The following is a 22,431-nucleotide window of genomic DNA, read 5'->3' as shown; positions in this document are numbered from 1 at the left end:
TGCAGCAATCAGAGACTAGATGGATGGTGTAAATCTAGGCATGGTATAGATGAATTACGGTACATAGATATTTATAGCTATCTTTTTATGAGTGAGCAAAAGCTTTTTGCTAATTAGGGTGGTACCGCGGAGTTTCTTCGTCCCTTATTTGACAGGGATGGAGGGGCTTTTTTTCATTTATTAAAAGGTTTTTAGTGAATTTATAAATAGAGAACATATTATTATTACACACAACAGGAGGATTCACCATGGATCAACATGACCAACTAAATATTAGTCGTATCGAGGCATTAAGTATTATCGGCTTAATATTTATTATTATTTTTATTTCTTTATTTAAATTTGAAGCATCACCTCATATTCCAATCTTTACTGCGATTGTGGTATTGATGGGATTTGCACTTGTAAAAAAACAATCATGGTCTTTTATTGAAAATGCATTAAAAAGGGGCTTAAAGGAAGGACTTATTCCAATTTTCTTGTTTATATTAATCGGAATATTGATTGGAGTGTGGATGCTCTCAGGAACGATTCCGACATTTATCTTCTACGGTAGTCAAATTATTTCTGCAAAATTCTTTTTGCCTAGTGCCTTTATCGTTACAGCGGTTATTGGTACCTGTATTGGAAGCGCCTTTACCACGGCTTCCACAATAGGGGTTGCTTTCATTGCTTTAGGTACTGCGATGGGCTTTAATCCAGCGATTGTAGCAGGCGCTATTATATCAGGTGCATTTTTGGGTGATAAGATGTCACCAGTTTCTGATACAACGAATATAGCATCTGCTATCGGTAAAGTAGATTTGTTCGAACATATCCGGGACATGCTTTGGACGACGATTCCTGCATTTGTGTTATGTCTCATTTTATTTACCGTTATGGGTAAACCAGGAGAGAACAGTTCGCTAGAAGAGCTTTCCCTACTTCCCCAAACGTTAGAAAATGCAGGTTTAACTCATCCATTTGCATTGCTACCTGCTGTCATAATGTTTGGCTTAGCAGTGAAACGTGTGCCGGCTATTTTTGTAATGATGGTTGGGATTATTGCAGGTATTGTAGTTGCTTTCAGCTTGCAACCATCCATCTCGATAAATCAGCTCATGGATGTCATGCAAAATGGGTATGCAAGCCAAACTGGTGAGGAGAGCATTGACTCTATTCTTAGCCGAGGTGGAATACAGAGCATGATGTGGTCGGTTTCCTTAGTATTATTGACCCTAATTATGGGTGGGCTTATTCAAAAGCTTGGAATTATTGCAAGTCTAATGTCAATGCTACAATCGTTCATCACATCTACTGGAAAGCTCATATTGTCAACAGTTGCAACAGCAATTGGAGTGAATATCACAATTGGGGAACAATACATGTCGATCATTTTAACTGGACATGCCTATGAAAAAGAGTTCGTAAAGAATGACATCTCTAGTAAGAACCTAGCTCGAATCTTGGAAGATGCAGGAACGGTTATTAACCCTCTGATTCCTTATGGTGTGAGCGGTGTATTTATGACAAGTGTTCTTGGAGTTGAAGTATTAGATTACCTGCCATACGCGTTCTTTTGTCTCTTATGCCCATTACTTAGTATCTTTTATGGGTTTACGGGAATTAGTATCTACAAACGTGAAAAACCAGAAGTATCATGAGTTATTAATAAGGCTCTGTTAAATACTGCAGTTGATTTCCGCACGAGGCTGCGCTTTCCGCGGGGCGCTTGTGGAGCCTCCTCGGCTTCGCCTGTGGGGTCTCCACAAAACGCTACCTCCCGCAGGAGTCTTCGCCGCGTGCTCCAATCAACAGCTAAGTACCTAAAATAAACACTGTACTTTACTGAGCCATTAATAAAAAAGTTCATAATGTTAAAGACGCTTCAACATGTTTTATGTTCAAGCGTCTTTTCTTATTAGTTTTGCAGCCAATCGATATCTGAGAAGAGCGGTTTGTTTTTTGTATAAAGCTCTTTATAAACGTGATAAACCTCTTCGTAGTGTGAAATATTTTTTGCAGAAGGGAAGACTTCCTTTTTAATAGGGATGCACGACTTTATTGTCTCAATCGAGTCTACTTTTCCGAGGGCATAAAGTCCTAACCAGGCAGCACCCCAGGCAGTTGCTTGATGACTTTTAGGTAAAGTAACGATTTTATCGAAAACATCGGCTGTAATCTGCACCCAAAGTGGGGAGCTTACAAATTCACCACTGACCGTCAATTTATTAGTGGGACCAGTTGTTTCAAGAAGTGCTTCGTGAATTTCATACATGTTAAAAATAACACTTTCCATCACACTGCGAATCATGTCGGCGCTATTATGAGAAAGGGTAAGTCCGATCCAACCACCTTTTGCTTTTGCATTCCATTTTGGTGCACGTTCACCAGCTAAATATGGCATAAAGAAAAGACCGTTTGCTCCGGCGCTAGAGGTAGAGGCTAAGGATTCTAAATCCCTCGCGGTAATCGTTTCTCTTTTCGTTAAGGTTGAGAACTGTCTGGCTAACCATTGTAGTACGATCACACCATTGTTTGATGCTCCGCCGATAATACTAAGCTCTTTGGTAAATGCATATTGAAAGGTTCGTTGTTGCAAATCAGTCGTACACTTTGTTGTAAATCTTCTTATTGCACCACTCGTTCCAATCGATAAGGCAGCTTCCCCATCAAGTATTGCTCCAACTCCAATATTAGCAAGCACGCCATCACTAGAGCCAATAATTATTGGAATAGATGTGTTCAGTAAAAGATCATCAGCAATGTGAGCGCTTAACGGCCCTATTTGCTCGGTACAAGGAACAACAGTGGATAGCTGGTTATACTGAACTCCAGCTATCTTCATGGCTTCAGTGTCCCATTGCAAGGTATGTAAATTAAATAAGCCGGTAGCAGAAGCGATGGAATAATCTACCTTCCATTGGCCGCACCATTTGTATATAATATATTCTTTGATGGAAACAAACCTACTTGCTTCATAATATGGCTGATATTGTGTTTCCTTCATCCAAATTAATTTAACAAATGGCGACATAGGATGAATAGGCGTCCCGGTTTTTTCATAAATGCTTCTACCATAAGTCTCGTTCATTATGGCAGCTTGCGGATAGCTTCGTCCATCCGCCCATATAATTACTGGAGAAATCGGTTCGTTGTGCTCGTTTATACATAGTAAAGAATGCATCGCACACGATATACTCAACCCGATAATGTCGGTAGCAATAAGCTTTTTTTGACTCAGTGAATTTGCAATTGCCACTCGAGCCGCTTGTTCCACTTCTTTTGGATTTTGCTCGGCCCAGTTCGGTTTAGGGTGATAGGTTGAATAAGCATATTCAAACTCTGAAATAATCTCGCCTTGTGGGGTGAAAACTACTGATTTTGTTGTGGATGTTCCGATATCAAGTCCGATCATGAATTTGCTCATAGGTACACTCCGTTTGTAAGTTCTCATTGGGTCATTTATCTTATTTTATCTTAAATGGAGATTTTTCTTTCATTATTATCTAATTTTAGTCCAGCTAAAAAATATAAAGAATTGTTATTTGAGCTGCCTACCCAAAGTTATTATGATATAGGTAAAAAGTAATGTGTTCTAATAAAGAAATAAAGTAGTATTTACGATCAAAAATAAGTTATTAACAAGTGAAATCCTTGGGAAATAAGATATGCACACACTTATCCACATTATCAACAGGCGATGTGGCGCTTTTCCACAAAATATTATTCACATTCCTACTATTAATATATATTGATATAACAGGAATCATACGATTTACTAACATTGTCCACAGCTTTGCGGACAATAATTGTTAACAAAAATAAATATTTTGAACTATTTGTGAACTCTATTGTAAAACTTTGTAGAATGAATTATAGTAAAGATAGAAAGTAAGTGAAATACTTCACAAACTTTCTGAAAGAAAATACAGCTAGCCGGCTAATAACTAATTGAATATTTTTTTATAAACATTTGTGAAATACTTCACAAATAATTAGGAGGAATATATCATGAAATGGTTAAGAGGACCAAAGATGGCAATCCTATGGACAGTACTGAGAATATGGTTAGGTATACAATGGTTACAAGCAGGACTACCAAAAATAGGAAACTTTGATGCAGCTGGATTTTTACACGGTGCCATAGCTAAGGCTGGTGGGGAAAACCCAGCAGTGAAAGGGTGGTACGCAGGATTTCTAGAAAATGTCGCATTACCAAACGTAGAATTGATTAATATTCTTATTCCTTGGGGAGAAGTGTTAGTGGGAATTGGTTTAATAGTAGGATTAGCAACAGTGCCAGCATTAATCGCAGCAGCATTCATGAACTTAAACTTTTTACTAGCTGGTACGCTGAGCACGAATCCAATTCTTTACACAGTGGCAATACTTTTACTAGCAGCTGGTACAGCGGCTCACATCTACGGACTTGATCGATTTGCCATTCGTTTTATAAAAGAAAAAATGAACCAACGACGTCAGGATAAAAAAGATACGATGAATCATAAGGAAGTAACAGCTCATTAATTATAAACAGGCACCACCTAACAACGGGTGGTGCCTGTTCTGTCTTACTATTTAAACGTATCCGTTTTACTGTTTCTCTTAATCCCAGCTGCTGAAGCAAGCGCTTGGGCTTCTAATATTTCACTGTCTGCACCATATTCCTTCGCAAATTCAGCATCATGATTAAATGTCTTAGCGTTTTTAGGTACTTGTGGAAGAGACGATTTATTCTTACCTCTTGATTTATGCCCACGTGATCGGCCCATTAGAAGCCCTCCTAAACTGTGATAGACAAAAGCATGCTAAAAAGATGTCTTCGTATGTATGGTCACCAAAAATCCATCAAGTAATGAGAGGGAGTTCCTACCTTCGACTATTTTCGAAAAGTGCCTGGCACCTAAAACTACCGTCTTTTCCCTAAAAAGCCTCCAACACGATCGGCCATTTTGAATTCCCTTGAATAGGTTACTTCCTGGGAGCTACTTAATGTTCTTTTTGTTTTTTCTCTTCGCTTTTTCTCACTCATCTTGAAAACCTCCTTGGAATATGTACTCCCAATTAGTATCAGCGAAGTAGTGGAAAAATATACAAAAAAGGCACCTGCCCAAATCGCGCTAATTTTGTTAACGTGACAAGGACAAGTACCATTATTAAGCTTCCTTCAACTGCTCCTCATGCAATAATTCATGCTGAGTACGTAGTTTGTAAAGGGTATATTGGTCTTTAGAGATTTCGTATAAATTGTAGATATCTTCGCCGCCGTTGATCTCGTCGAGCAGGCTTTTGCGGGTTTCGTTTGCAAGGACTACATAAGGGAGTTTTTCAGCAGCTTTCATGGAGCGAATATTAACTTTACGAATGCGCATGAAAATGGATTGAATATCTAGTTCGTAGAACAATTCATCGAAAAACTGGTCCTTTGCAATTTGGTTATAGCCTTTACCATGGTATGGTTTACCTAACCATGTACCGAGAAAACCTGCTCCATCTTGCACGTCGAATAAATTGATAGTCCCAATTGGAGCGCCCCACTCATCAAGAATGGTACGTGAAATCAATTCTCCGCGCTCTTCTGCTTCGATAGTTTGTTTTGTTAAGAACACAAACTCATCATAGCAAAAGGCTTTTTGACGCACAAAAGGGAAGACTTCAGGGTGCACCATTAGCTCATAAAGAGCAAGCGATTCGTGAAAATCACGTTTTTTGAGCATGTCTTATCCCTCCAATTGAGGGCAGAACTGTCACGTGACCCACCCTCGAAATTTTTTAAATTACAAAAAATTTCGGGGTGGGAATCGAACCCACTAGAACCAGTAAAACTGGTGGCGCACCATTTGCCTTCCCTAACATTTTAGAAACAAAGTGTTAGTTGATTTAATTTTGTTTACTTTCGTATCATACTCGATTTTATTTAAAAAAGAAACAACTTTTTTATTAATTTTTTTGGTAAATTATTTCACCTTCAACCATTGTCATGACAGGCTTTGCAAGGAATTGAAAAGGATGATGAGACCATAGAACTAAATCTGCATCTTTGCCGACTTCGATACTCCCAACTCGCTCATCTACGTCGATATTTCTAGCAGCTAAAATAGTAATTCCCTCAAGCGCTTTTTGTTCATCGAGTCCTTCGCGAACTGCTAAGGCTGCGCACACATTTAAGTATTGGACAGGTGTATAAGGGTGATCTGTAGTAATCGAAACTTCCACACCATTTTCAGCTAAGCTCTGATAAGTTTTCCAACTCTTATTTTTCAATTCGATTTTGGATTTCCTTGTCAAAGTTGGACCAACACAAACCTTGAGGTTCTTATCCTTTAATTCATTGACAATTAAGTGACCCTCTGTACAATGTTCTATCGTGTAGCGAAGGTCAAATTCTTCTGCAAAACGAATTCCCGAGATAATATCATCTGCTCGATGTGCATGTATTTTGACAGGTATTTTTTGCTCTAGCGCCATCACAATAGGTTTCACACGTAAATTGTCTGGGTTATCGCAGTGCTTAGCTTGATGAAATGCTTCCCTAAGCATACCCATAATCCCCATTCTCGTGATGGAATCTTTATTTCCATGGCTATGAATTCTTTTAGGATTTTCTCCAAAAGCAATTTTTAAACCAGCCGTTTCCTTCACTAGCATCTTTTGAATGTTTACACCTCTTGTTTTAACGACAGAGGTTGTGCCCCCAATGACATTTGCGCTCCCAGGCATAATGTGAACAGTGGTGACACCTGCAAGAATCGCATCTTGAAATCCTTGGTCTAATGGATGAACTCCATCTAAGGCCCGGATATGAGGGGTAAGTGGGTCAATGGTTTCGTTCGCATCATTCCCAGCCCAACCGGTTCCTTCGTCATATAAACCGAGATGAGTATGCACATCAATAAAACCAGGAAACAAATATTTACCTTTACAATCGATAACCATCTCTACCAGCGGGTGATTTAAATTTTCCCCAACTTCCTTGATTTTTCCGTTTTCAACCATGATATCCGCATTATTTAAAGGGGGGGAGGTAATAGGATAAACAATCGCATTTTTAAAATGGATTATGCTCATAGGTAACTCCTAAATTTCTGTCGTTATTTTGATTGTAATATGTTGGACAAAGCGTCTTCAAGCTGATTATAAAAGAAATTATAGCCGCTTTCTTCTAACTTTACAGGTAATACCTTCTGGCCCTTTAAGACAAGTTCGCTCATTTCTCCTAAAGCCAATTTTAACGCAAATCCTGGTGTTGGAAACCAATGTGGTCTACTAATGACACTTCCTAGTATTTTTCCGAAATCCTTCATCGGCAGAGGGGTAGGGGCTGTTACATTAACCGGACCCTCTATCTCTTTATTGTCGATACAAAATGCAATAGCACAAACGACATCCTTAATATGGACCCATGACATCCACTGGTCTCCAGAACCAATTTTTCCCCCAACAAACATTTTATATGGGAGAACCATCTTCGGGAGTGCCCCTTCATTTTTATCAAGAACTATTCCAAATCGAGTAAAAACAGTTCGGACACCTAGTTCTTTAATTTGTTCCGCTTCTTTCTCCCAAGAAAAAACAGTGGAGGCGAGAAAATCTGAACCTGGTGTGGTTTTTTTTTCCGTAAAGGTTTCATTAAGGGATGTTCCATAGTACCCAATCGCACTGGCGTTAACGAATACCTCAGGTTTTTTCTGCATCGTATTAACTATTCTATGCATTTCTTTCGTAGCAGAGAGACGGCTCTCAATAATTTTTCTTTTTTGTTGCTTAGTCCAGCGACTACTATTGATTGATTCACCTGCTAAGTTAATAATTGCATCTATTCCTTCGAGGGAATTTTCAGGCACTGAACCTGTTTGGAGCCATTCAACATACATGATTTGAGGTTTTTCCTTTTTATTCGAGCTGTTTCGCGTTAAGATGTATATATGATGTCCTTTATCTACTAAATAGTCAGTAAGAGCTGAACCAACAAGTCCAGTTCCCCCTGCAATGGCTATCTTCATGTTCGACCATCCTCTCTTAGAAAATATCTTACTTATAGTATTAGTTCTTTTCCCTAAATATCCTTTAATTAACTCAAGGTGATTGGCTACTAAAACATATGAGGTGAATGTAAATGCGCAAAATAACTAAAATTACGGCTCAACAAAAAAATAAAGAACGCTTTAATATCTTTCTTGATGAAGAGTATGCTTTTGCTGTATATGAAGGCACTTTAATTAAATTTCAACTTGTAAAAGGGAAGGAATTAGATGAACTTGATATAGAAGAAATTCTTTATAGTGATCAAATAAATAAGGCATATCTATCTGCTATTCATTATTTGTCCTATCGAATGAGAACGGAAAAAGAAATCGAACGATATTTAAAGGAAAAGGAAATGGAGGGTTATGTTATTAAAGAAATTATAATTAAACTCAAAGAGCAGAGTTATTTAAATGATGCAGAATTCGCGATAGCTTATGTACGGACACAAGTGCAAACGACCTTAAAAGGCAGGGACGTTATCAAGCAGGAACTTTTGGAAAAAGGGGTGGACAAGAATACGATTGAAGATGCCCTTGTAGAATATAGTTATGAAACGGAACTAGAACATGCAATAAAACTTGTGCATAAAAATCATTCGAAATATAAAAAAGATGCTTTTAAAATTATGATTCAGAAAGTGGAGCAAGCGTTAAAAAGAAAGGGCTATTCATTCTCTATTATTAAAGATGCTGTGAGTGAGGCAGACCTTGAAAAGGATACTTCAGAAGAATGGGACGCCATTGTGAAACAGGCAGAAAAATATCACCGTAAATATGCTTCACTAGAAGGATATGAATATAAAATGAAAATGAAAGGAGCCCTATATCGCAAGGGCTTTTCCATGGATTTAATTGATAGGTGGCTAGAGGGGGAAGAGTAGAGCCCCCACTAAACATGAATTTCAGGTAATACATCTTGGCTAGTAATAATCTCTGCAACTTCTTTAGGAGATTTTAATCTTGATTTATCTTTAATATGATCGGTTCCATTCCAAAAAGGAGTGTCCATGCCGCCCATATAAGTCGCTGTTACCATGACTTTTCCTTCTAATTCTTTCTGTAAGCTTTCAGTAAACCCACGTACTGCAAATTTACTTGCAACATATACACTTTCATTAACTTTTCCTTTTTGTCCAGCTGTCGAAATGATATTCATAATTTTCGGCTGCTGCTGCTTTAAGAGATGAGGCAGAAGTTCTTTCGTTAAGTAAATCGTACCAAGGACATTTGTTTGAATGGCTAATTCAATTTCTTCACTAGCAAGTTCTGTTAATGATCCAAAGCAACCGACACCAGCATTGTTGATTAAATAAGTTACTGTATGTTCCTCTGTAATAGCTGCAACTTTTCTTTGTACGTCTGCTAATTGTGTTAAATCCAAGGTATGAGAGAAAGCGCGTCCCCCATCTGCAACAATCATAGCTTTAACCTCTTGAAGTGGGGCGTTTTTTCTCCCCGTGAGAATAATGGTATGTCCTTTTTTGGCATAAACTAGGGCCAACTCTTTTCCAAGGCCAGTTCCAGCACCAGTAATTAGTATAGTATGCATGTAAAGTACGCTCCTAATAGTAGTATTCATCACTTTGTCATAAAGTTTGTGAAATATTGAGCAAACTTTATATTATAATAAAAGTGAAGTTAAAAGAAAGTGGTGATCCCCTATGACATCCATGCAGATACTCACTGCACTAACCCCCATTCTAACGGTTTTTTTATTTTTAGTCATACTCCGGCTTCCCGCGACAATCGCGATGCCGATTAGTTTAGGTATTACGACATTGCTAGCTTTCATTTTTTGGAAAGTCCCAGGAATAATTATAGCTGCTTCCATGATAGAGGGAATTCTCATTGCGCTTTCTATTCTTTGGATAATATTTGGTGCCATTCTCTTGTTAAATACGCTAAAAGATAGTGGAGCATTAGAAGCTATAAGAACAGGATTTACAGTGATTACAAAGGATATGCGAGTGCAACTCATTATTGTCGCTTGGTTGTTTGGAGCGTTTATTGAAGGAGCTGCGGGCTTTGGAACATCCGCTGCAATTGGTGCTCCCATCCTAGTAGCATTAGGCTTTCCACCGCTTGCCGCTATCGTGTTAATGCTTATTGCGATAAGCTCTCCTGTTTCCTATGGAGCGGTAGGTACTCCCATTATTGTAGGGGTAGACCAAGGTTTAAGACAAGGAGAGTCTGTAGCCATAGAAGTGGCTAATGTACTTGGACAACAAGATTTGGCTACATTTCTACAACAAGTTGCAATAAAAATTTCACTCATCGAGTTTTTCATCGGAACATTTATTCCGCTAATTTTAGTAATAATGCTCACCCGATTTTTCAGTCCGAAAAAATCGTGGAAAGACGGGTTTGCCGTTTGGAAATTTGCATTGCTAGCAGGGTTCACTTTCACTTTCTGTGCCTTTATCGTAGCAAGTCTCTTAGGTCCAGAGTTTCCTTCCATGATTGGAGGTCTCCTTGGATTAGCGATTATAATACCGGTTGCGAAAAGAAAATGGTTACTCCCGAAAGAGGATTGGACTTTGCAGACTGAAAAAGAAAACGGCGGTAGTAAAAAAGATCACGTTTCTTCTATGACATTAAAGAAGGCATGGGTTCCATATATAATAGTAGCAATTCTATTAGTGCTAACAAGGGTAGACTTATTCCCATTTAAAGCATGGTTAAAGGCTGTCAAAATTCGCTGGGACGGTATATTAGGGACTAACATAGGGTTAATGCTAGAGCCCTTATATTTACCTGGAACAATATTTGTGATAGTGGTACTTCTGGCACATCTTTTTTACAAGATGCCACATGCTCAAGTAAGAAAAGTATGGCAGCAATCACTCATGACAATGGGAGGTAGTTTGATTGCCTTAGGAGCTGCCGTTCCAATGGTTCGAATATTTATCAACTCTTCCACTAATAATGCTGAATTACTGAGTATGCCACTCGAGCTTGCTAATATAGCGAGTAGCACGTTTGGCTTAGCCTGGCCTTTGGTTGCTCCAATAATAGGGAGTCTTGGTTCCTTTATTGCTGGGAGTTCAACTTTTAGTAATATGATGTTTACCCTCTTCCAATTTTCCATTGCAGATCAATTAGGTTTTGATCCAAGCACTATCGTAGCCCTACAGGTTCTTGGAGCAAATGCTGGAAATATGATTTGTGTCCTCAATGTAGTGGCAGCAGCGTCGGTTGTTGGCTTGTTAGGGAAAGAGGGAACGATTATTCGTTATACAGTGATTCCGATGTTATTTTACGCTCTTATGGCCGGTTTAGTGGGGATGGGTGTGTTGTTCTTATTTTTTTAGCCTAGTCTGAAAATAAAAGGACATCTTTGAAGACCCTGATGATTTCCGTGCCAGGCGTTCGCTTTCCGCGGGCGGTTTTGGGAGCCTCCTCGGCGCTATGCGCCTGCGGGGTCTCCCTTCGACTCGCATTACCGCAGGAGTCTCACGCCTTGCACTACAATCATCAGGGGGGACGGGGGATACTCAGCGGTCCACTTTTTTATTATCCATGGTGCGATTTTTCTTTTCATTGCATGGTGTCTACCTTAAAAATTGGGTGGCCAGTTAAACATCCTGTTGATTTCTGTTTTAGTCTCGAACTAATGAGGAGCTTTGATAGAGGAGGTTTTTAAGATTTGTTTTTCTTTTAAAGCATGCTATTCTTGAGTTATGTAAATGTAGTAGGGGGAAGGTAAGTGGAAAAACGTTATAGTCAGATGACTGCACATGAATTACATCAAGAGATAGCAACACTCAAAGAAAAAGCAAGAAAAGCTGAGCAACTAGGAATCGTCAATGAGTTTGCCGTATTGGAAAGAAAAATAACGATGGCAAAGGCTTATATGTTAAATCCTGATGATTATAAACCAGGTGATATATATGAACTAGAAGGAGACCCAGGTGTTTTCTTTAAAATTGATTATATGAACGGAGTTTTCGCTTGGGGAAATAGAGTGTACGGTGAAGAGATAAGTAAGGAAGAAGAAGGCTTACCTATTTCGATGTTAATGAAGAATGAATAAGCAAAAAGCAAAGAGGAGTAACCCTCTTTGCTTTTTACGTTAAGATCTCTTTCTGGTCATTACTTCCAAAATCTGAGTGTTCTGAGCTTGTGATGTTTGCCCGTTTACTTGATGGTAGGCGTGTTTAGCGCTAGCAAACGGTTGTGGAAAAGGATTCTCTTTCGTGACAAAACGGTTGTTATAAAAAGCTCTGCCTGATTGTTTGCCCAATGTAAGACCCTCCTATAGTAGAAAAAATTTAATAGGTGATATCTTCCTTTGCGCCAGAGGCACGCATACGCTCTTGGGGATGCGTGTTAATCGTTCCATTTGCGCGTTTCGATGCATAATCCGCTTTTTCCATGTTTTCCCCTTGATCAAACTTGTTGTCATTTGGATATGGAAAGCCCTTAGCTTTATTCCTCAAACGAATCGCCTCCTACAATCATTGCATTGCTGTGGTGCCTGACTCCTACTGCTTTAAAGCAGTAGGAGTCAGGCACCTATATATATTATTGGATTTATCACCCCAAATTATGTGATGATAAGAAAAGTGAAAACAAACCATATGAGGTGAACAAAATGGATAAATATTTTGAACGATTAACTGATCAACTCCTAGAGAAAAACCCTGCTCTCTCTTATGAAAAAGCGAGAACCTGGGTAGAGCATTTATGGGAGGATTTTGAAAGTACTTATGCGAGAGCAGGGTATAAATATAAAGGGAAGGAAATGACTGAACGTATGGTATCAGGGATTATTGAACGCCATGGCGAATCACTTCATCAATTCCTTTCTAACAATCCGAAGTACAAGCATTTATTAGATGGAGATGATTTTTTTTCTCACTAATGAAATGAAAATACCCGATCTTTTTATTAAAAGGATCGGGTAATGTATTTTGGGGAGACTTCTCTGTGTTGGTTATTGTCTAGTCACGTAGGCTAGTTCCTCTTTTTTTTAATTTGGAATGATATCTAATTTTTGTCTTAACTTTTCCTCGCTAAATATCCAGCCGGTATAAGAGCTTAGGATATGGAGATCTAAATCTAGCTGTACGACCGCAACAAATGGGTAGTATTCTTCTTTGCTTCGATAACGAAGGTCGATGAATCGGACCTCATAGTGGTCATCATATTCTTCCATTTCCCATCGATATACAGGCGAAAACGATAAAAAGGCGGAAACATTATCATCAAGTTTTGCTGCTTCGATCATTGCATTTTCAGGTAGTGGTACCTTTTCAAATGTATCATGAATGATAATTTGATTCTTCACAGATCTTGCAACATAAAAACTTCCTTCAGCAGTAATGGCCAGATGCCACTGATTAAAGTGAATAGTTGGAGAGATTATGGTATTGGTAACGTTAGGAACCACTGTTCTCACTTGGCGTAGCACTTTTTGCTGCATTTGGTATCGTAGAATGTAATAGCCAATAAGAACGACATATATCGCTAAAAAAGTATATCCAGCATGTAGCCCAAATCCCCATAGGACGAGGCCGACTATATGCAAACCAAATATTATGGGATCAAAGGTATTAATAATTCCAAGAGCAATCCATTTTTTTGTAAAGGGACGAAGGGCTTGTGTCCCATAAGCGTTAAAAATGTCGACAAAAACATGCAGGACTACGGCCAAAAATGTCCAAATCCATAGATGGAGTAAATTTGCATCCGGAATAAAGGCGTAAATTGCTGCGACAATTCCTAGTGGCCATAGACATATTGCAGGTATAGAGTGCGTAATTCCCCGATGGTTTCGGATATATTTAGCATTATTTTTTAACTTCAAGATGGTATCTAAGTCAGGAGCCTGCGATCCAATTATTGCTCCAATCATGATAGCAGTAGCTGTTTCGGGGCTACTAGCAACATAAGGATCGATGGTCGCCATCGATCCGATAGCTAGACCCATCACCACATGTGTTCCAGTATCCAATGGTCTCCCTCCTTTTTGTTTTGGATGTATTTAATTCTACCGAGCCACATCCGCTTTTCTTATTGTCTAGCTCCAGTGGCTAGCTCCTCGAGTCATAAGTCATCTTTCCTTCAGAGGTAAAAGTCGACCTCTTACGGAAACCTGTCTTATGCTTGTCGGAGCTGACCAAGCCACATCCGCTTTTCTTATTAGTTTGTTCAAAAGGGGTGTTTTCAAACATGATAACAAAACGGTTGCATATTTTCATTGAATATCCTATAAAAGATAATGTCATACAAAAGTATGAGCAAACGATGAAACATGTTCTTAATATCATGAAAGAAATAGGTGCTAAAGAAATTAAGTGGACCAAAACGTCCTATAAGAAAGGTATCACTTATTATACTGAGTCCTTTTTCTTACCTAGTGAATCTCATTACTTTGCTTTAAAAAAGTTAAGGAGTTCTTCCAGACATCAAGTATTTCAAGAACTTTCTGAGTGTATGGATCTAAAAGTTGGTAAAATTCAATATATCGGTTTAAAAATTACAAGTTAATCCCGGAGGTTTATTTTGAATAAAAATATTACACAGCATGAGTTGCTTAAGAATTTCAAGGTAGATGGATTTTGCAACGATTTAATAAATTGGTTCATCCAAGAGCAAAGAGATTTACCATGGAGAAAAGATCAGGATCCATATAAAGTTTGGGTTTCTGAGATTATGCTCCAACAAACAAAGGTTGATACGGTTATACCTTATTTTAATTCCTTTATCGAGCAGTTCCCAAACATTGAAAGTTTAGCGAATGCAAACGAGGATAGAGTACTAAAGGCGTGGGAGGGGTTAGGATACTATTCTCGAGCACGAAATTTACAAAGTGCTGTACGGGAAGTTCACGAGCGTTACGAAGGTATTGTTCCAAATAATGTAGAAGAAATTTCCTCGTTGAAAGGTGTCGGACCTTACACAACGGGCGCGATTTTAAGTATTGCATATGGAGTCCCAGAGCCAGCTGTAGATGGAAATGTTATGCGTGTACTATCTAGGGTGTTACTAATACGAGAAGATATCGCAAAACCAAAAACAAGAAAGCTTTTTGAAGCAGTAATACGTGATTTAATCTCAAAAGATAATCCATCATTTTTTAACCAAGGCCTAATGGAGCTTGGGGCTATTGTCTGTACTCCCACTTCACCATCCTGTATGCTGTGTCCAGTTCAGGAGCATTGCCGGGCTTTTCAAGAGGGAGTTCAACGTGAACTTCCTGTGAAAACAAAAAAGAAAGCCACCAAACAAGTTTCCTTGGTTGCCGGTATTTTTTTGGATGAAAATAACAATTATTTAATTCGAAAAAGACCAAGTGAAGGTCTACTTGCGAATTTATGGGAATTCCCTAATTTTTCTAAAGTGGAGGAGCTAGGTACCCCAAAGCAACAATTACAAAGCTTCATGAAAACGGAATATGGTCTTGAAGTTGAGATGCATGAGTATCTTTGTGATATTCGTCATGTATTCTCCCATCTTGTCTGGGATATTAATGTATATGTAGGGAAATTTAAAGGACAATCCATTAATCGTAATGACGTTGTAGTAGTTTCCGAAGAAGAGTTAAAGGAATTTGCTTTCCCTGTATCTCATCAGAATATGTGGAAGAAATATAAAAAAGAAGAATAATAACGGAAAGGATCTACCATAATGGTGGATCCTTTTTATTCGTGGAAATCAGTCGTAGCTCATTCTTGTTCCATGGGTATAATCAGCCTCACTGCGTTTTAGACCACCCCTTGCTTCAATTTCTTCGACTATTTCTCTATGGATGCTTTGTCCCTCTACATTTAGATAGGGAACCATTTGCTGTAGCGAGTGGTGGAAATAGGCTAATTCACTGTCTTGCCAGTCTTTTTTCGTCATCATGGATAATTCGGTCATATCTCTACCGACGTACATATCTATCCCTCCTCCTTTTCATGAACTCTGTCTCTCTTTACTAAAAATCTACCCAATTATTGTTCGATGAAACAAATAAGACTATACTGATATATATTAAATTAGTTTTTATACATAAAGGAGTGCTTTTAGAATGGCAAATAAAGTAGCTTTAGTAACGGGAAGCAGCAGAGGGATTGGCAAAAAAATCGCGCTACAATTAGCAAGTCAAGGATATGACATAGTAATTAACTACAATCGTAGTAAAGCGGCAGCCCAAGAAACAGCAGCAGAAATTGAGCAACTTGGTGTAAAAGCTTTGATTATCAAAGCGAATGTAGGGCAACCAGAAAAAATTCAAGAAATGTTTCTAAAAATTGATGAGGAATTCGGACGTTTAGATTTATTGGTAAGCAATGCAGCTTCAGGTGTTCTGCGACATGTAATGGACTTAGAAGAGTCACATTGGGATTGGACAATGAATATAAACGCAAAGGCTTTATTATTTTTAGCACAAGAGGCGGCAAAAAGGATGGAAAAAGTAGGTGGCGGGAAAATTGTTAGTATCAGTTCCCTAGGGTCTATTCGCTATTTAAAGAATTACACGACAGTAGGAGTTTCAAAAGCTGCGATTGAGGCATTAACACGCTATCTGGCAGTCGAACTGGCGGATAAAAATATCGTGGTCAATGCGGTTTCAGGAGGAGCAGTAGATACCGACGCACTGAAACATTTTCCGAATCGTGAAGAATTATTAGAAGATGCAAAGAAAAATACTCCAGCAGGCAGAATGGTAGAGCCAAACGACCTAGTAAATACAGTAATGTTCCTTTTATCTGAAGAAGCAAGCATGATTAGAGGTCAAACAATCATTGTCGACGGAGGACGTTCACTACTCGTCTAAATTTATACAAAAAGAAATTTTTATTTTTTTGTCATAGTTTTATTACCTCTTGGTTATCTTAATTTCGTGGAGGTGATAAACGATGGCAAACAACAACCAACAAAATCAAGCAGGTAAAACTGCTTCTGGTACAAATATCCAAGAAGTGAAACAACAAAACGCTCAAAACCACCAACAACAATATGGTGCTGAGTTCGGAAGTGAAACAAACGCACAAGAAGTAAAACAACAAAACGCTCAATCTCAAGCGCAAAAAAACCAACAAAATCAACAAAACTAATAAGCTTCACAACAAAGCACTCCTTATCCTACCGATAGGGAGTGCTTTTCTATTATCTATCGACAGTTCTCCCATCAAAACCTCTAAGTACTCACCAACAATCCAGTCCCTAACCATCCAATGAAACATCTCTTACAAAATCAATCGACAAAAGTTCTAATAGGTCTACAGATGTTGTCAAAGGGATTGTAGGTTAAGAAAAGAATGATATATAGAAGAAGGTTTAGTTAGGTAAGGAGGAAGAAGTATGGATAAATTCGATATGGCAGTAGCGGAGCAGTTAAAGACAATGGACAGACTATTGTTTTTACAGTCTGAAATAGAAAGATGCCAGCAAGCTGAGCAGCAGCTCAAGCAATTACAAGAGGAGGCTGCAAAACTTCAGGATCTAAAGAAGGATATTCAAATCATGAAAAAAGAATTAAATGATATTCAGTTAGTTTTCGAATCACAAACAGTGGAAGCAATACGTTCCTATAATACTCAGGGAACGTTATAATATTTAAAAAAGAGCGGTCTTCTGAAGAGAAAGATGGCTCTTTTGTTTTAAAATCTACCAGATACCGTTATAATGATTAAAAAGGTTGCTTTTTTTGAGACGAGGCGGCAAAAAATGAAAGAAGGGGAGAAGGATGGGTTGTCCCAAAGAAGGAGAAACAATACAAATACATAGTTATAAACACAATGGCCTAATCCACAGAGTATGGGATGAAACTACTGTGTTAAAAGGGACGCAAAACCTTGTTATTGGTGGAAACGATAAAACAATTGTAACCGAATCGGATGGAAGAACTTGGATTACGAGGGAGCCTGCAATTTGTTATTTCCATGCTAGACATTGGTTTAATATAATTGGCATGATTAGGGAAGACGGTGTTTATTATTATTGCAATATAAGCTCCCCATTCATTGCTGATGACGAAGCAGTAAAATATATTGATTATGATTTAGATATAAAAGTATTCCCAGATATGACATTTATTTTATTAGATGAAGATGAGTATGAGAAGCATCGAAATGAAATGAAGTATCCGGATGTGATCGATAAAATACTTAGAAGTAACGTAAACACGTTAATTTCATGGATTAGACAAAGAAAAGGTCCTTTTGCACCAGACTTTATCGACTTATGGTATGAACGTTATTTAACTTACCAAGGATAATAATTATGGCGTATAAAAAAGGTGACTGGTACAAATTTACTTGCCAGGCCTTTTTTTGTGTTGTATATAAAATTACTACATGTTTCAATCGGAAAAGAAAAAACTATTAATAGCTTTTAGAAAATTACATATTGTCGAGTTAAAGGCGTCGGCACTTTTCTTTAGAGGGAGGAATATTTTTGAGTAGTGTTAAAAGGTACATGAAATTTGTCAAACCGTATCGGTGGCAAATAATAGGTACCATTGCAATTGGAATGTTAAAGTTTGGTCTGCCTTTATTAATTCCTTTATTATTGAAGTATATTGTGGATGATATTTTACTTATAGATGGTCGATCAGCGACAGAAAAAACCAATGAATTACTTCTAATTATGGGAACTATTTTTGCAGTTTTCTTAATTGTTAGACCACCGATTGAGTATTATAGACAATACTTCGCTCAATGGACAGCAAGTAAAATTCTTTATGATCTGCGGGACAAGTTATTTGACCACATTCAACGATTAAGCTTGAGGTATTATTCCAATAACCGAGCTGGAGAAATTATCTCAAGAGTAATACACGATGTGGAACAAACAAAGAATTTTGTCATTACAGGCTTAATGAATTTTTGGTTAGACCTTGCAACGATACTTATTGTTATAGTTATCATGTTCCAAGTGGATTTTACACTAACACTTGTGTCTATCATGCTTTTCCCTCTATATGGTTTCTCAATCAAATATTTTTATAGTCGTCTAAGACATTTAACTCGAGTGCGCTCCCAAGCATTAGCAGAAGTTCAAGGTCATTTACATGAAAGAGTCCAAGGGATGCCTGTCATTCAAAGTATGGCGATTGAGGACTATGAACAGGAGCAATTCCAGAAACAAAATAAAAATTTCTTAACAAAAGCACTTGTGCATACAAGTTGGAATGCCAAAACATTCGCAGTGGTTAATACGATAACCGATATCGCACCCCTCTTAGTAATAGGATATGCTGGCTACCAAGTAATTAATGGTGGCTTAACAGTTGGAGAGATGGTTATGTTTGTTGCATATATCGATAGACTCTACAATCCATTGAGACGTTTGATTAATTCTTCCACCACCTTAACGCAATCCCTTGCATCTATGGATCGTGTGTTTGAATTTGCAGATGAAGAGTACGATATCACGGATAAACCGAATGCAAAAAACAGTAAAACAGCACGTGGAGATGTTTATTTTGATAACGTTTCTTTTAAATATGAAGAAAACGAACCGTATGTGTTGAAAAATATTACGTTGCAAGTCAAGCAGGGAGAAACGATTGCCCTTGTTGGAATGAGTGGGGGGGGAAAATCAACTTTAGTTAGCTTGCTTCCAAGATTTTTTGATGTAACGAGTGGTAGCATTAAGTTAGATGGGGTAGATATTCGTGATGTAACTGTACAGTCCCTTCGTAAACAAATCGGAATTGTACTGCAGGATAATATTTTGTTCAGTGATTCCGTTCGAGAAAATATTGCTCTTGGGAAACCAGAAGCAACCATGGAAGAAATAATCGAAGCGGCCAAAGCAGCAAATGCTCATGAGTTTATTTCCAGCCTACCAGAAGGCTATGATACGAAAGTCGGAGAGCGGGGTGTCAAGCTTTCAGGTGGTCAAAAGCAGCGTGTGGCCATTGCTCGTGTGTTCTTGAAAAATCCGCCCATCCTTGTGATGGATGAAGCCACATCCGCGCTAGACCTTGAGAGCGAGCATCTCATACAAGAATCATTGGAACTCTTAGCTGCCAATCGAACAACCTTTGTTGTGGCCCACCGATTATCTACGATTACACATGCAAGTAGAATTGTTTTAGTGGAGCATGGAGAAATTGTGGAAGTAGGAAGTCATGATGAATTAATGAAAAAGCAAGGTAATTATTATCATTTATTTACGATTCAAGAGATTGTGTAAGTTAACCGGTCTGTAGCAACTATGCTATAGACCGGTTTTTAGTTTGCTGGCTCCCTTGAAAATAGATAGGTTATCCTCTGTTCGGACTCCTCGCCGATCTCCGTTGTAGGTGTTTGTGAGTGTCTATCGCACTAAAAATAGATAGATAAGGAAAAATAAAAACACTTCCCAAAGAATCAGGGAAGTGTTTAGATTATTTATTCTTCTTCACGTTGCTCAATGTCAAATTCATTTTCTGATTTATGGTAGTTTTGAAAGCTATCTATTAGCTTATCTAAATGTACTAGTTGTTCGTTATAATCAATGATTTTTGAAACTAGTGGGAATAAGTGATACCAAACGTCAGCGTTTTCCTCAGAATCGAGGAAATCTGCTTTATGAATCATAAATGCATCAATAAATTGTGATTTGTCAAACTGTTCTTCTGCGTACATTTCCGACGTATTATGTTGTTTTATTTTGCCAACAAACTTCAAAAGTACTTGTTCATGCAGGTTTACTAAGTGATCTAACTCGGCTTTTAAATAATGTTGATATTCACTCGGCATTTGGTGTAGCTCATTTTCTAGTCGGTGCAACGTTTTTAATGTATGAAGTGCTCGATTACTTGTTAAAATTAACTGACGAAATATAACGAGCTTACGTGCTTTTGTACTGGAACTTTTTCTAGTAGGAAAATAAGTGCGTTCTTCCTTATATAACATAAATAATTGCTCTAATTTCAGTAACCGTTGGCGAAGATTTTCAATATCTGTTTTAAGTAAATTGTGCTCAGATGCATGACGCATATTGATTCTAATCCACTTTAAAATGTCCTCTGTTGTTACTTTTACTTTATAATAGAGTCTCGTTTCGTATTTAGGTGGAATAAAGAATAGATTCACTAGAAACGCACATAAAATACCAATCATCACAGTTGAAAAGCGGATTAATGAAAACTCTAAAAAGTTTTCACCTGGACTCTCCATGATCGCGATGACCGTAACTAAGGCTAAGGGAATCGTATTCTCTATTTTTAGCTTTAAATTAATTCCAATAACAAAAATGGCAGTTAATCCAATAATGAATGGATCATGTCCAAAAATTAAAGAAAAGATGATCGCTAAAATAGCTCCAATTAAGTTTGCTTGAATATGTTCAATAATGGACTGATAAGACCTATAGATGGATGGTTGGATAGCAAAGATCGCCGCAATTCCCGCAAAAAACGGGGAGGGTAAGTCTAGCCATTGAGCTACAAATAATGCTAGCGTAATAGCTATTCCTGTCTTAACTATTCTGGCACCAAGTTTCATGGTAATGTAATTCCTTTCCTGTTCTTCCGAATAATATAACCTACTTTTGTTCTATTCAAACTTTATGTAAAAAATTCGGGAAAATTTATCGTGACGCTTAAACACTAATTTACTACTATACACCGTTTCAAAACTTCCTGCAATAAAAATGAGGGGAATAAAAAACAGAACTATTATAAGAAATTCAATAGTTCTGTCTTTATAACTAAGCTTTGATATATCTCCCCTGTTGATTTGAAGTGTAAGAAGTGAGGCTCTCCAGGCCGCCCGCGATCGCTGCCACTCGGAACGGAAATTTACAGGGAGTTTAAAGAGGTCACCGTATTTTTAGAGTAGCCCAGAACTAAAATATAACTTCCTTAACTTAGTCTTGATACTGAACGGCCATGCAACTATTGTTGGAGGAATCTTTATCAACTTTTTTTATTAACCCAACTAACCCTCTGATCATAAATAAAGTAAAGTTAACACTTGCAAACGTATGAAAAATCGACCAATTTTTCCATTCGAATAACTTCGTGTTTTTTTCCATAAACCATTGAAGTATACTCATTGGGACACTATAGGTCAGACTCTTAAGTACAATTTTCGAGAGTGTATCATCATGATACGAATGTCGAACCCAAAGAATACTTAATAAAGGAAAGAACAATAGATCGTAGAGAATATTTGTACTGAAAATTTTCGGGAATGGTCGAATCGGATATTTTACTCGATTCGTATTAACCACGTATGTATCGAGTAAGATAGAAAGCACTCCTTTAGAAAAAAAGACAATAAGCATCTCTTTATACTTTGAAGTTTTTAGTGCTAAGGGGAAGAAAAGTATACATAAAAAGAACAGGCCTTTAATCATTAGTCTTTCCAATTTTAATCACCCAACCTTATTAATTTAATCATTTATACTATCCCTACCAAAGAGGTAATTTATCCTTGTGAAAATTATAATAAGTTGTTCGTAAGACAAGAAAGGACAGTGCCAAATTCGGCAC

The 22,431-nt window shown here is 37.8% G+C and carries 26 protein-coding genes; 13 read left to right on the top strand and 13 right to left on the bottom strand.

Annotated elements, in window-relative coordinates; all coding sequences use genetic code 11:
* Positions 1–248: 248 nt before the first annotated feature.
* On the top strand, positions 249–1,643 hold the full coding sequence (gene nhaC, locus BK580_RS18570) for a Na+/H+ antiporter NhaC (protein ID WP_078381770.1): 1,395 nt from the start codon (positions 249–251) through the stop codon (positions 1,641–1,643).
* Between the two features lie 257 nt (positions 1,644–1,900).
* Here the strand turns inward: nhaC and BK580_RS18565 are convergent, their stop codons facing one another.
* A complete protein-coding gene (locus BK580_RS18565) occupies positions 1,901–3,409 on the bottom strand; it encodes a gluconokinase (RefSeq protein ID WP_169865122.1) in 1,509 nt (502 codons plus the stop codon).
* A gap of 584 nt (positions 3,410–3,993) precedes the next feature.
* Here BK580_RS18565 and BK580_RS18560 point away from each other — a divergent pair.
* Positions 3,994–4,509 carry a DoxX family protein gene (locus tag BK580_RS18560; RefSeq protein WP_078381768.1) on the top strand — a complete coding sequence of 172 codons (516 nt, stop codon included), beginning with the start codon at positions 3,994–3,996 and terminating at the stop codon, positions 4,507–4,509.
* A gap of 47 nt (positions 4,510–4,556) precedes the next feature.
* Here BK580_RS18560 and BK580_RS18555 read toward each other — a convergent pair whose 3' ends face one another.
* The 5 genes from BK580_RS18555 to BK580_RS18535 form a co-directional block, all read right to left on the bottom strand.
* Complete coding sequence (locus tag BK580_RS18555) at positions 4,557–4,754, bottom strand: YfhD family protein (RefSeq protein WP_078381767.1); 198 nt, start codon at positions 4,752–4,754, stop codon at positions 4,557–4,559.
* 137 nt (positions 4,755–4,891) lie between these two features.
* Positions 4,892–5,014, bottom strand: coding sequence for a YfhE family protein (locus BK580_RS18550; RefSeq protein ID WP_078381766.1), 123 nt, complete (start codon positions 5,012–5,014; stop codon positions 4,892–4,894).
* Positions 5,015–5,138: 124 nt separating this feature from the next.
* Complete coding sequence (locus BK580_RS18545) at positions 5,139–5,699, bottom strand: GNAT family N-acetyltransferase (RefSeq protein WP_078381765.1); 561 nt, start codon at positions 5,697–5,699, stop codon at positions 5,139–5,141.
* Between the two features lie 223 nt (positions 5,700–5,922).
* Entirely contained in the window at positions 5,923–7,050 is a 1,128-nt protein-coding gene (locus BK580_RS18540; protein ID WP_078381764.1) for an amidohydrolase, read from the bottom strand.
* Between the two features lie 23 nt (positions 7,051–7,073).
* Complete coding sequence (locus BK580_RS18535) at positions 7,074–7,985, bottom strand: TIGR01777 family oxidoreductase (RefSeq protein WP_078381763.1); 912 nt, start codon at positions 7,983–7,985, stop codon at positions 7,074–7,076.
* 113 nt (positions 7,986–8,098) lie between these two features.
* On the opposite strand from BK580_RS18535, the gene recX reads away from it, so the two are divergent.
* A complete protein-coding gene (gene recX, locus BK580_RS18530; RefSeq protein WP_078381762.1) occupies positions 8,099–8,890 on the top strand; it encodes a recombination regulator RecX in 792 nt (263 codons plus the stop codon).
* 8 nt (positions 8,891–8,898) lie between these two features.
* On the opposite strand, the gene BK580_RS18525 is transcribed toward recX, so the two are convergent.
* Positions 8,899–9,558 carry an SDR family NAD(P)-dependent oxidoreductase gene (locus BK580_RS18525; RefSeq protein WP_078381761.1) on the bottom strand — a complete coding sequence of 220 codons (660 nt, stop codon included), beginning with the start codon at positions 9,556–9,558 and terminating at the stop codon, positions 8,899–8,901.
* A gap of 112 nt (positions 9,559–9,670) precedes the next feature.
* Between BK580_RS18525 and BK580_RS18520 the strand changes: the two genes are divergently transcribed.
* The gene (locus BK580_RS18520; protein ID WP_078381760.1) at positions 9,671–11,320 is read left to right on the top strand and encodes an L-lactate permease; all 1,650 of its coding nucleotides are present in this window, start codon (positions 9,671–9,673) and stop codon (positions 11,318–11,320) included.
* A 395-nt stretch (positions 11,321–11,715) separates the two neighbouring features.
* A complete protein-coding gene (locus tag BK580_RS18515; protein ID WP_268877418.1) occupies positions 11,716–12,042 on the top strand; it encodes a YfhH family protein in 327 nt (108 codons plus the stop codon).
* 39 nt (positions 12,043–12,081) lie between these two features.
* Here the strand turns inward: BK580_RS18515 and BK580_RS18510 are convergent, their stop codons facing one another.
* Together BK580_RS18510 and BK580_RS18505 are read right to left on the bottom strand one after the other, a co-directional pair.
* On the bottom strand, positions 12,082–12,252 hold the full coding sequence (locus BK580_RS18510; RefSeq protein WP_078381759.1) for a YpzG family protein: 171 nt from the start codon (positions 12,250–12,252) through the stop codon (positions 12,082–12,084).
* A 28-nt stretch (positions 12,253–12,280) separates the two neighbouring features.
* On the bottom strand, positions 12,281–12,448 hold the full coding sequence (locus BK580_RS18505) for a small, acid-soluble spore protein K (protein ID WP_078381758.1): 168 nt from the start codon (positions 12,446–12,448) through the stop codon (positions 12,281–12,283).
* A gap of 155 nt (positions 12,449–12,603) precedes the next feature.
* Between BK580_RS18505 and BK580_RS18500 the strand changes: the two genes are divergently transcribed.
* Positions 12,604–12,873, top strand: coding sequence for a YfhJ family protein (locus tag BK580_RS18500; protein ID WP_078381757.1), 270 nt, complete (start codon positions 12,604–12,606; stop codon positions 12,871–12,873).
* Between the two features lie 108 nt (positions 12,874–12,981).
* On the opposite strand, the gene BK580_RS18495 is transcribed toward BK580_RS18500, so the two are convergent.
* The gene (locus BK580_RS18495) at positions 12,982–13,965 is read right to left on the bottom strand and encodes a metal-dependent hydrolase (protein WP_078381756.1); all 984 of its coding nucleotides are present in this window, start codon (positions 13,963–13,965) and stop codon (positions 12,982–12,984) included.
* Positions 13,966–14,183: 218 nt separating this feature from the next.
* On the opposite strand from BK580_RS18495, the gene BK580_RS18490 reads away from it, so the two are divergent.
* Both BK580_RS18490 and mutY read left to right on the top strand, forming a co-directional pair.
* Entirely contained in the window at positions 14,184–14,501 is a 318-nt protein-coding gene (locus BK580_RS18490) for a hypothetical protein (protein ID WP_078381755.1), read from the top strand.
* 15 nt (positions 14,502–14,516) lie between these two features.
* Positions 14,517–15,620, top strand: a complete 1,104-nt coding sequence (gene mutY, locus BK580_RS18485; protein ID WP_078381754.1) for an A/G-specific adenine glycosylase — start codon at positions 14,517–14,519, stop codon at positions 15,618–15,620.
* A gap of 48 nt (positions 15,621–15,668) precedes the next feature.
* On the opposite strand, the gene BK580_RS18480 is transcribed toward mutY, so the two are convergent.
* Positions 15,669–15,893: a hypothetical protein gene (locus tag BK580_RS18480; protein WP_078381753.1), complete on the bottom strand. Its 225-nt coding sequence runs from the start codon at positions 15,891–15,893 to the stop codon at positions 15,669–15,671.
* Between the two features lie 133 nt (positions 15,894–16,026).
* Here BK580_RS18480 and fabL point away from each other — a divergent pair, with 133 nt between their 5' ends.
* The 5 genes from fabL (at position 16,027) to BK580_RS18455 (ending at position 20,144) form a co-directional block, all read left to right on the top strand.
* Positions 16,027–16,776, top strand: a complete 750-nt coding sequence (fabL, locus tag BK580_RS18475) for an enoyl-[acyl-carrier-protein] reductase FabL (RefSeq protein WP_078381752.1) — start codon at positions 16,027–16,029, stop codon at positions 16,774–16,776.
* A gap of 82 nt (positions 16,777–16,858) precedes the next feature.
* On the top strand, positions 16,859–17,056 hold the full coding sequence (locus BK580_RS18470; RefSeq protein ID WP_078381751.1) for a gamma-type small acid-soluble spore protein: 198 nt from the start codon (positions 16,859–16,861) through the stop codon (positions 17,054–17,056).
* Positions 17,057–17,303: 247 nt separating this feature from the next.
* Positions 17,304–17,555 carry a YgaB family protein gene (locus BK580_RS18465; protein WP_078381750.1) on the top strand — a complete coding sequence of 84 codons (252 nt, stop codon included), beginning with the start codon at positions 17,304–17,306 and terminating at the stop codon, positions 17,553–17,555.
* Between the two features lie 133 nt (positions 17,556–17,688).
* Positions 17,689–18,219, top strand: coding sequence for a nucleoside tri-diphosphate phosphatase (ntdP, locus tag BK580_RS18460; RefSeq protein WP_078381749.1), 531 nt, complete (start codon positions 17,689–17,691; stop codon positions 18,217–18,219).
* Between the two features lie 179 nt (positions 18,220–18,398).
* Complete coding sequence (locus BK580_RS18455; protein ID WP_078381748.1) at positions 18,399–20,144, top strand: ABC transporter ATP-binding protein; 1,746 nt, start codon at positions 18,399–18,401, stop codon at positions 20,142–20,144.
* Between the two features lie 197 nt (positions 20,145–20,341).
* On the opposite strand, the gene BK580_RS18450 is transcribed toward BK580_RS18455, so the two are convergent.
* Positions 20,342–21,439, bottom strand: a complete 1,098-nt coding sequence (locus BK580_RS18450) for an aromatic acid exporter family protein (protein WP_078381747.1) — start codon at positions 21,437–21,439, stop codon at positions 20,342–20,344.
* Between the two features lie 364 nt (positions 21,440–21,803).
* Entirely contained in the window at positions 21,804–22,307 is a 504-nt protein-coding gene (locus BK580_RS18445; protein WP_078381746.1) for a CBO0543 family protein, read from the bottom strand.
* Between the last annotated feature and the right edge of the window lie 124 nt (positions 22,308–22,431).

Origin of the sequence: Sutcliffiella halmapala (genome assembly GCF_002019665.1) — a bacterium.
Lineage (GTDB): Bacteria > Bacillota > Bacilli > Bacillales > Bacillaceae_I > Sutcliffiella_A > Sutcliffiella_A halmapala.
The sequence above is the reverse complement of the archived record's forward strand: the minus strand, read 5'-3'. Positions and strand labels throughout refer to the sequence as shown.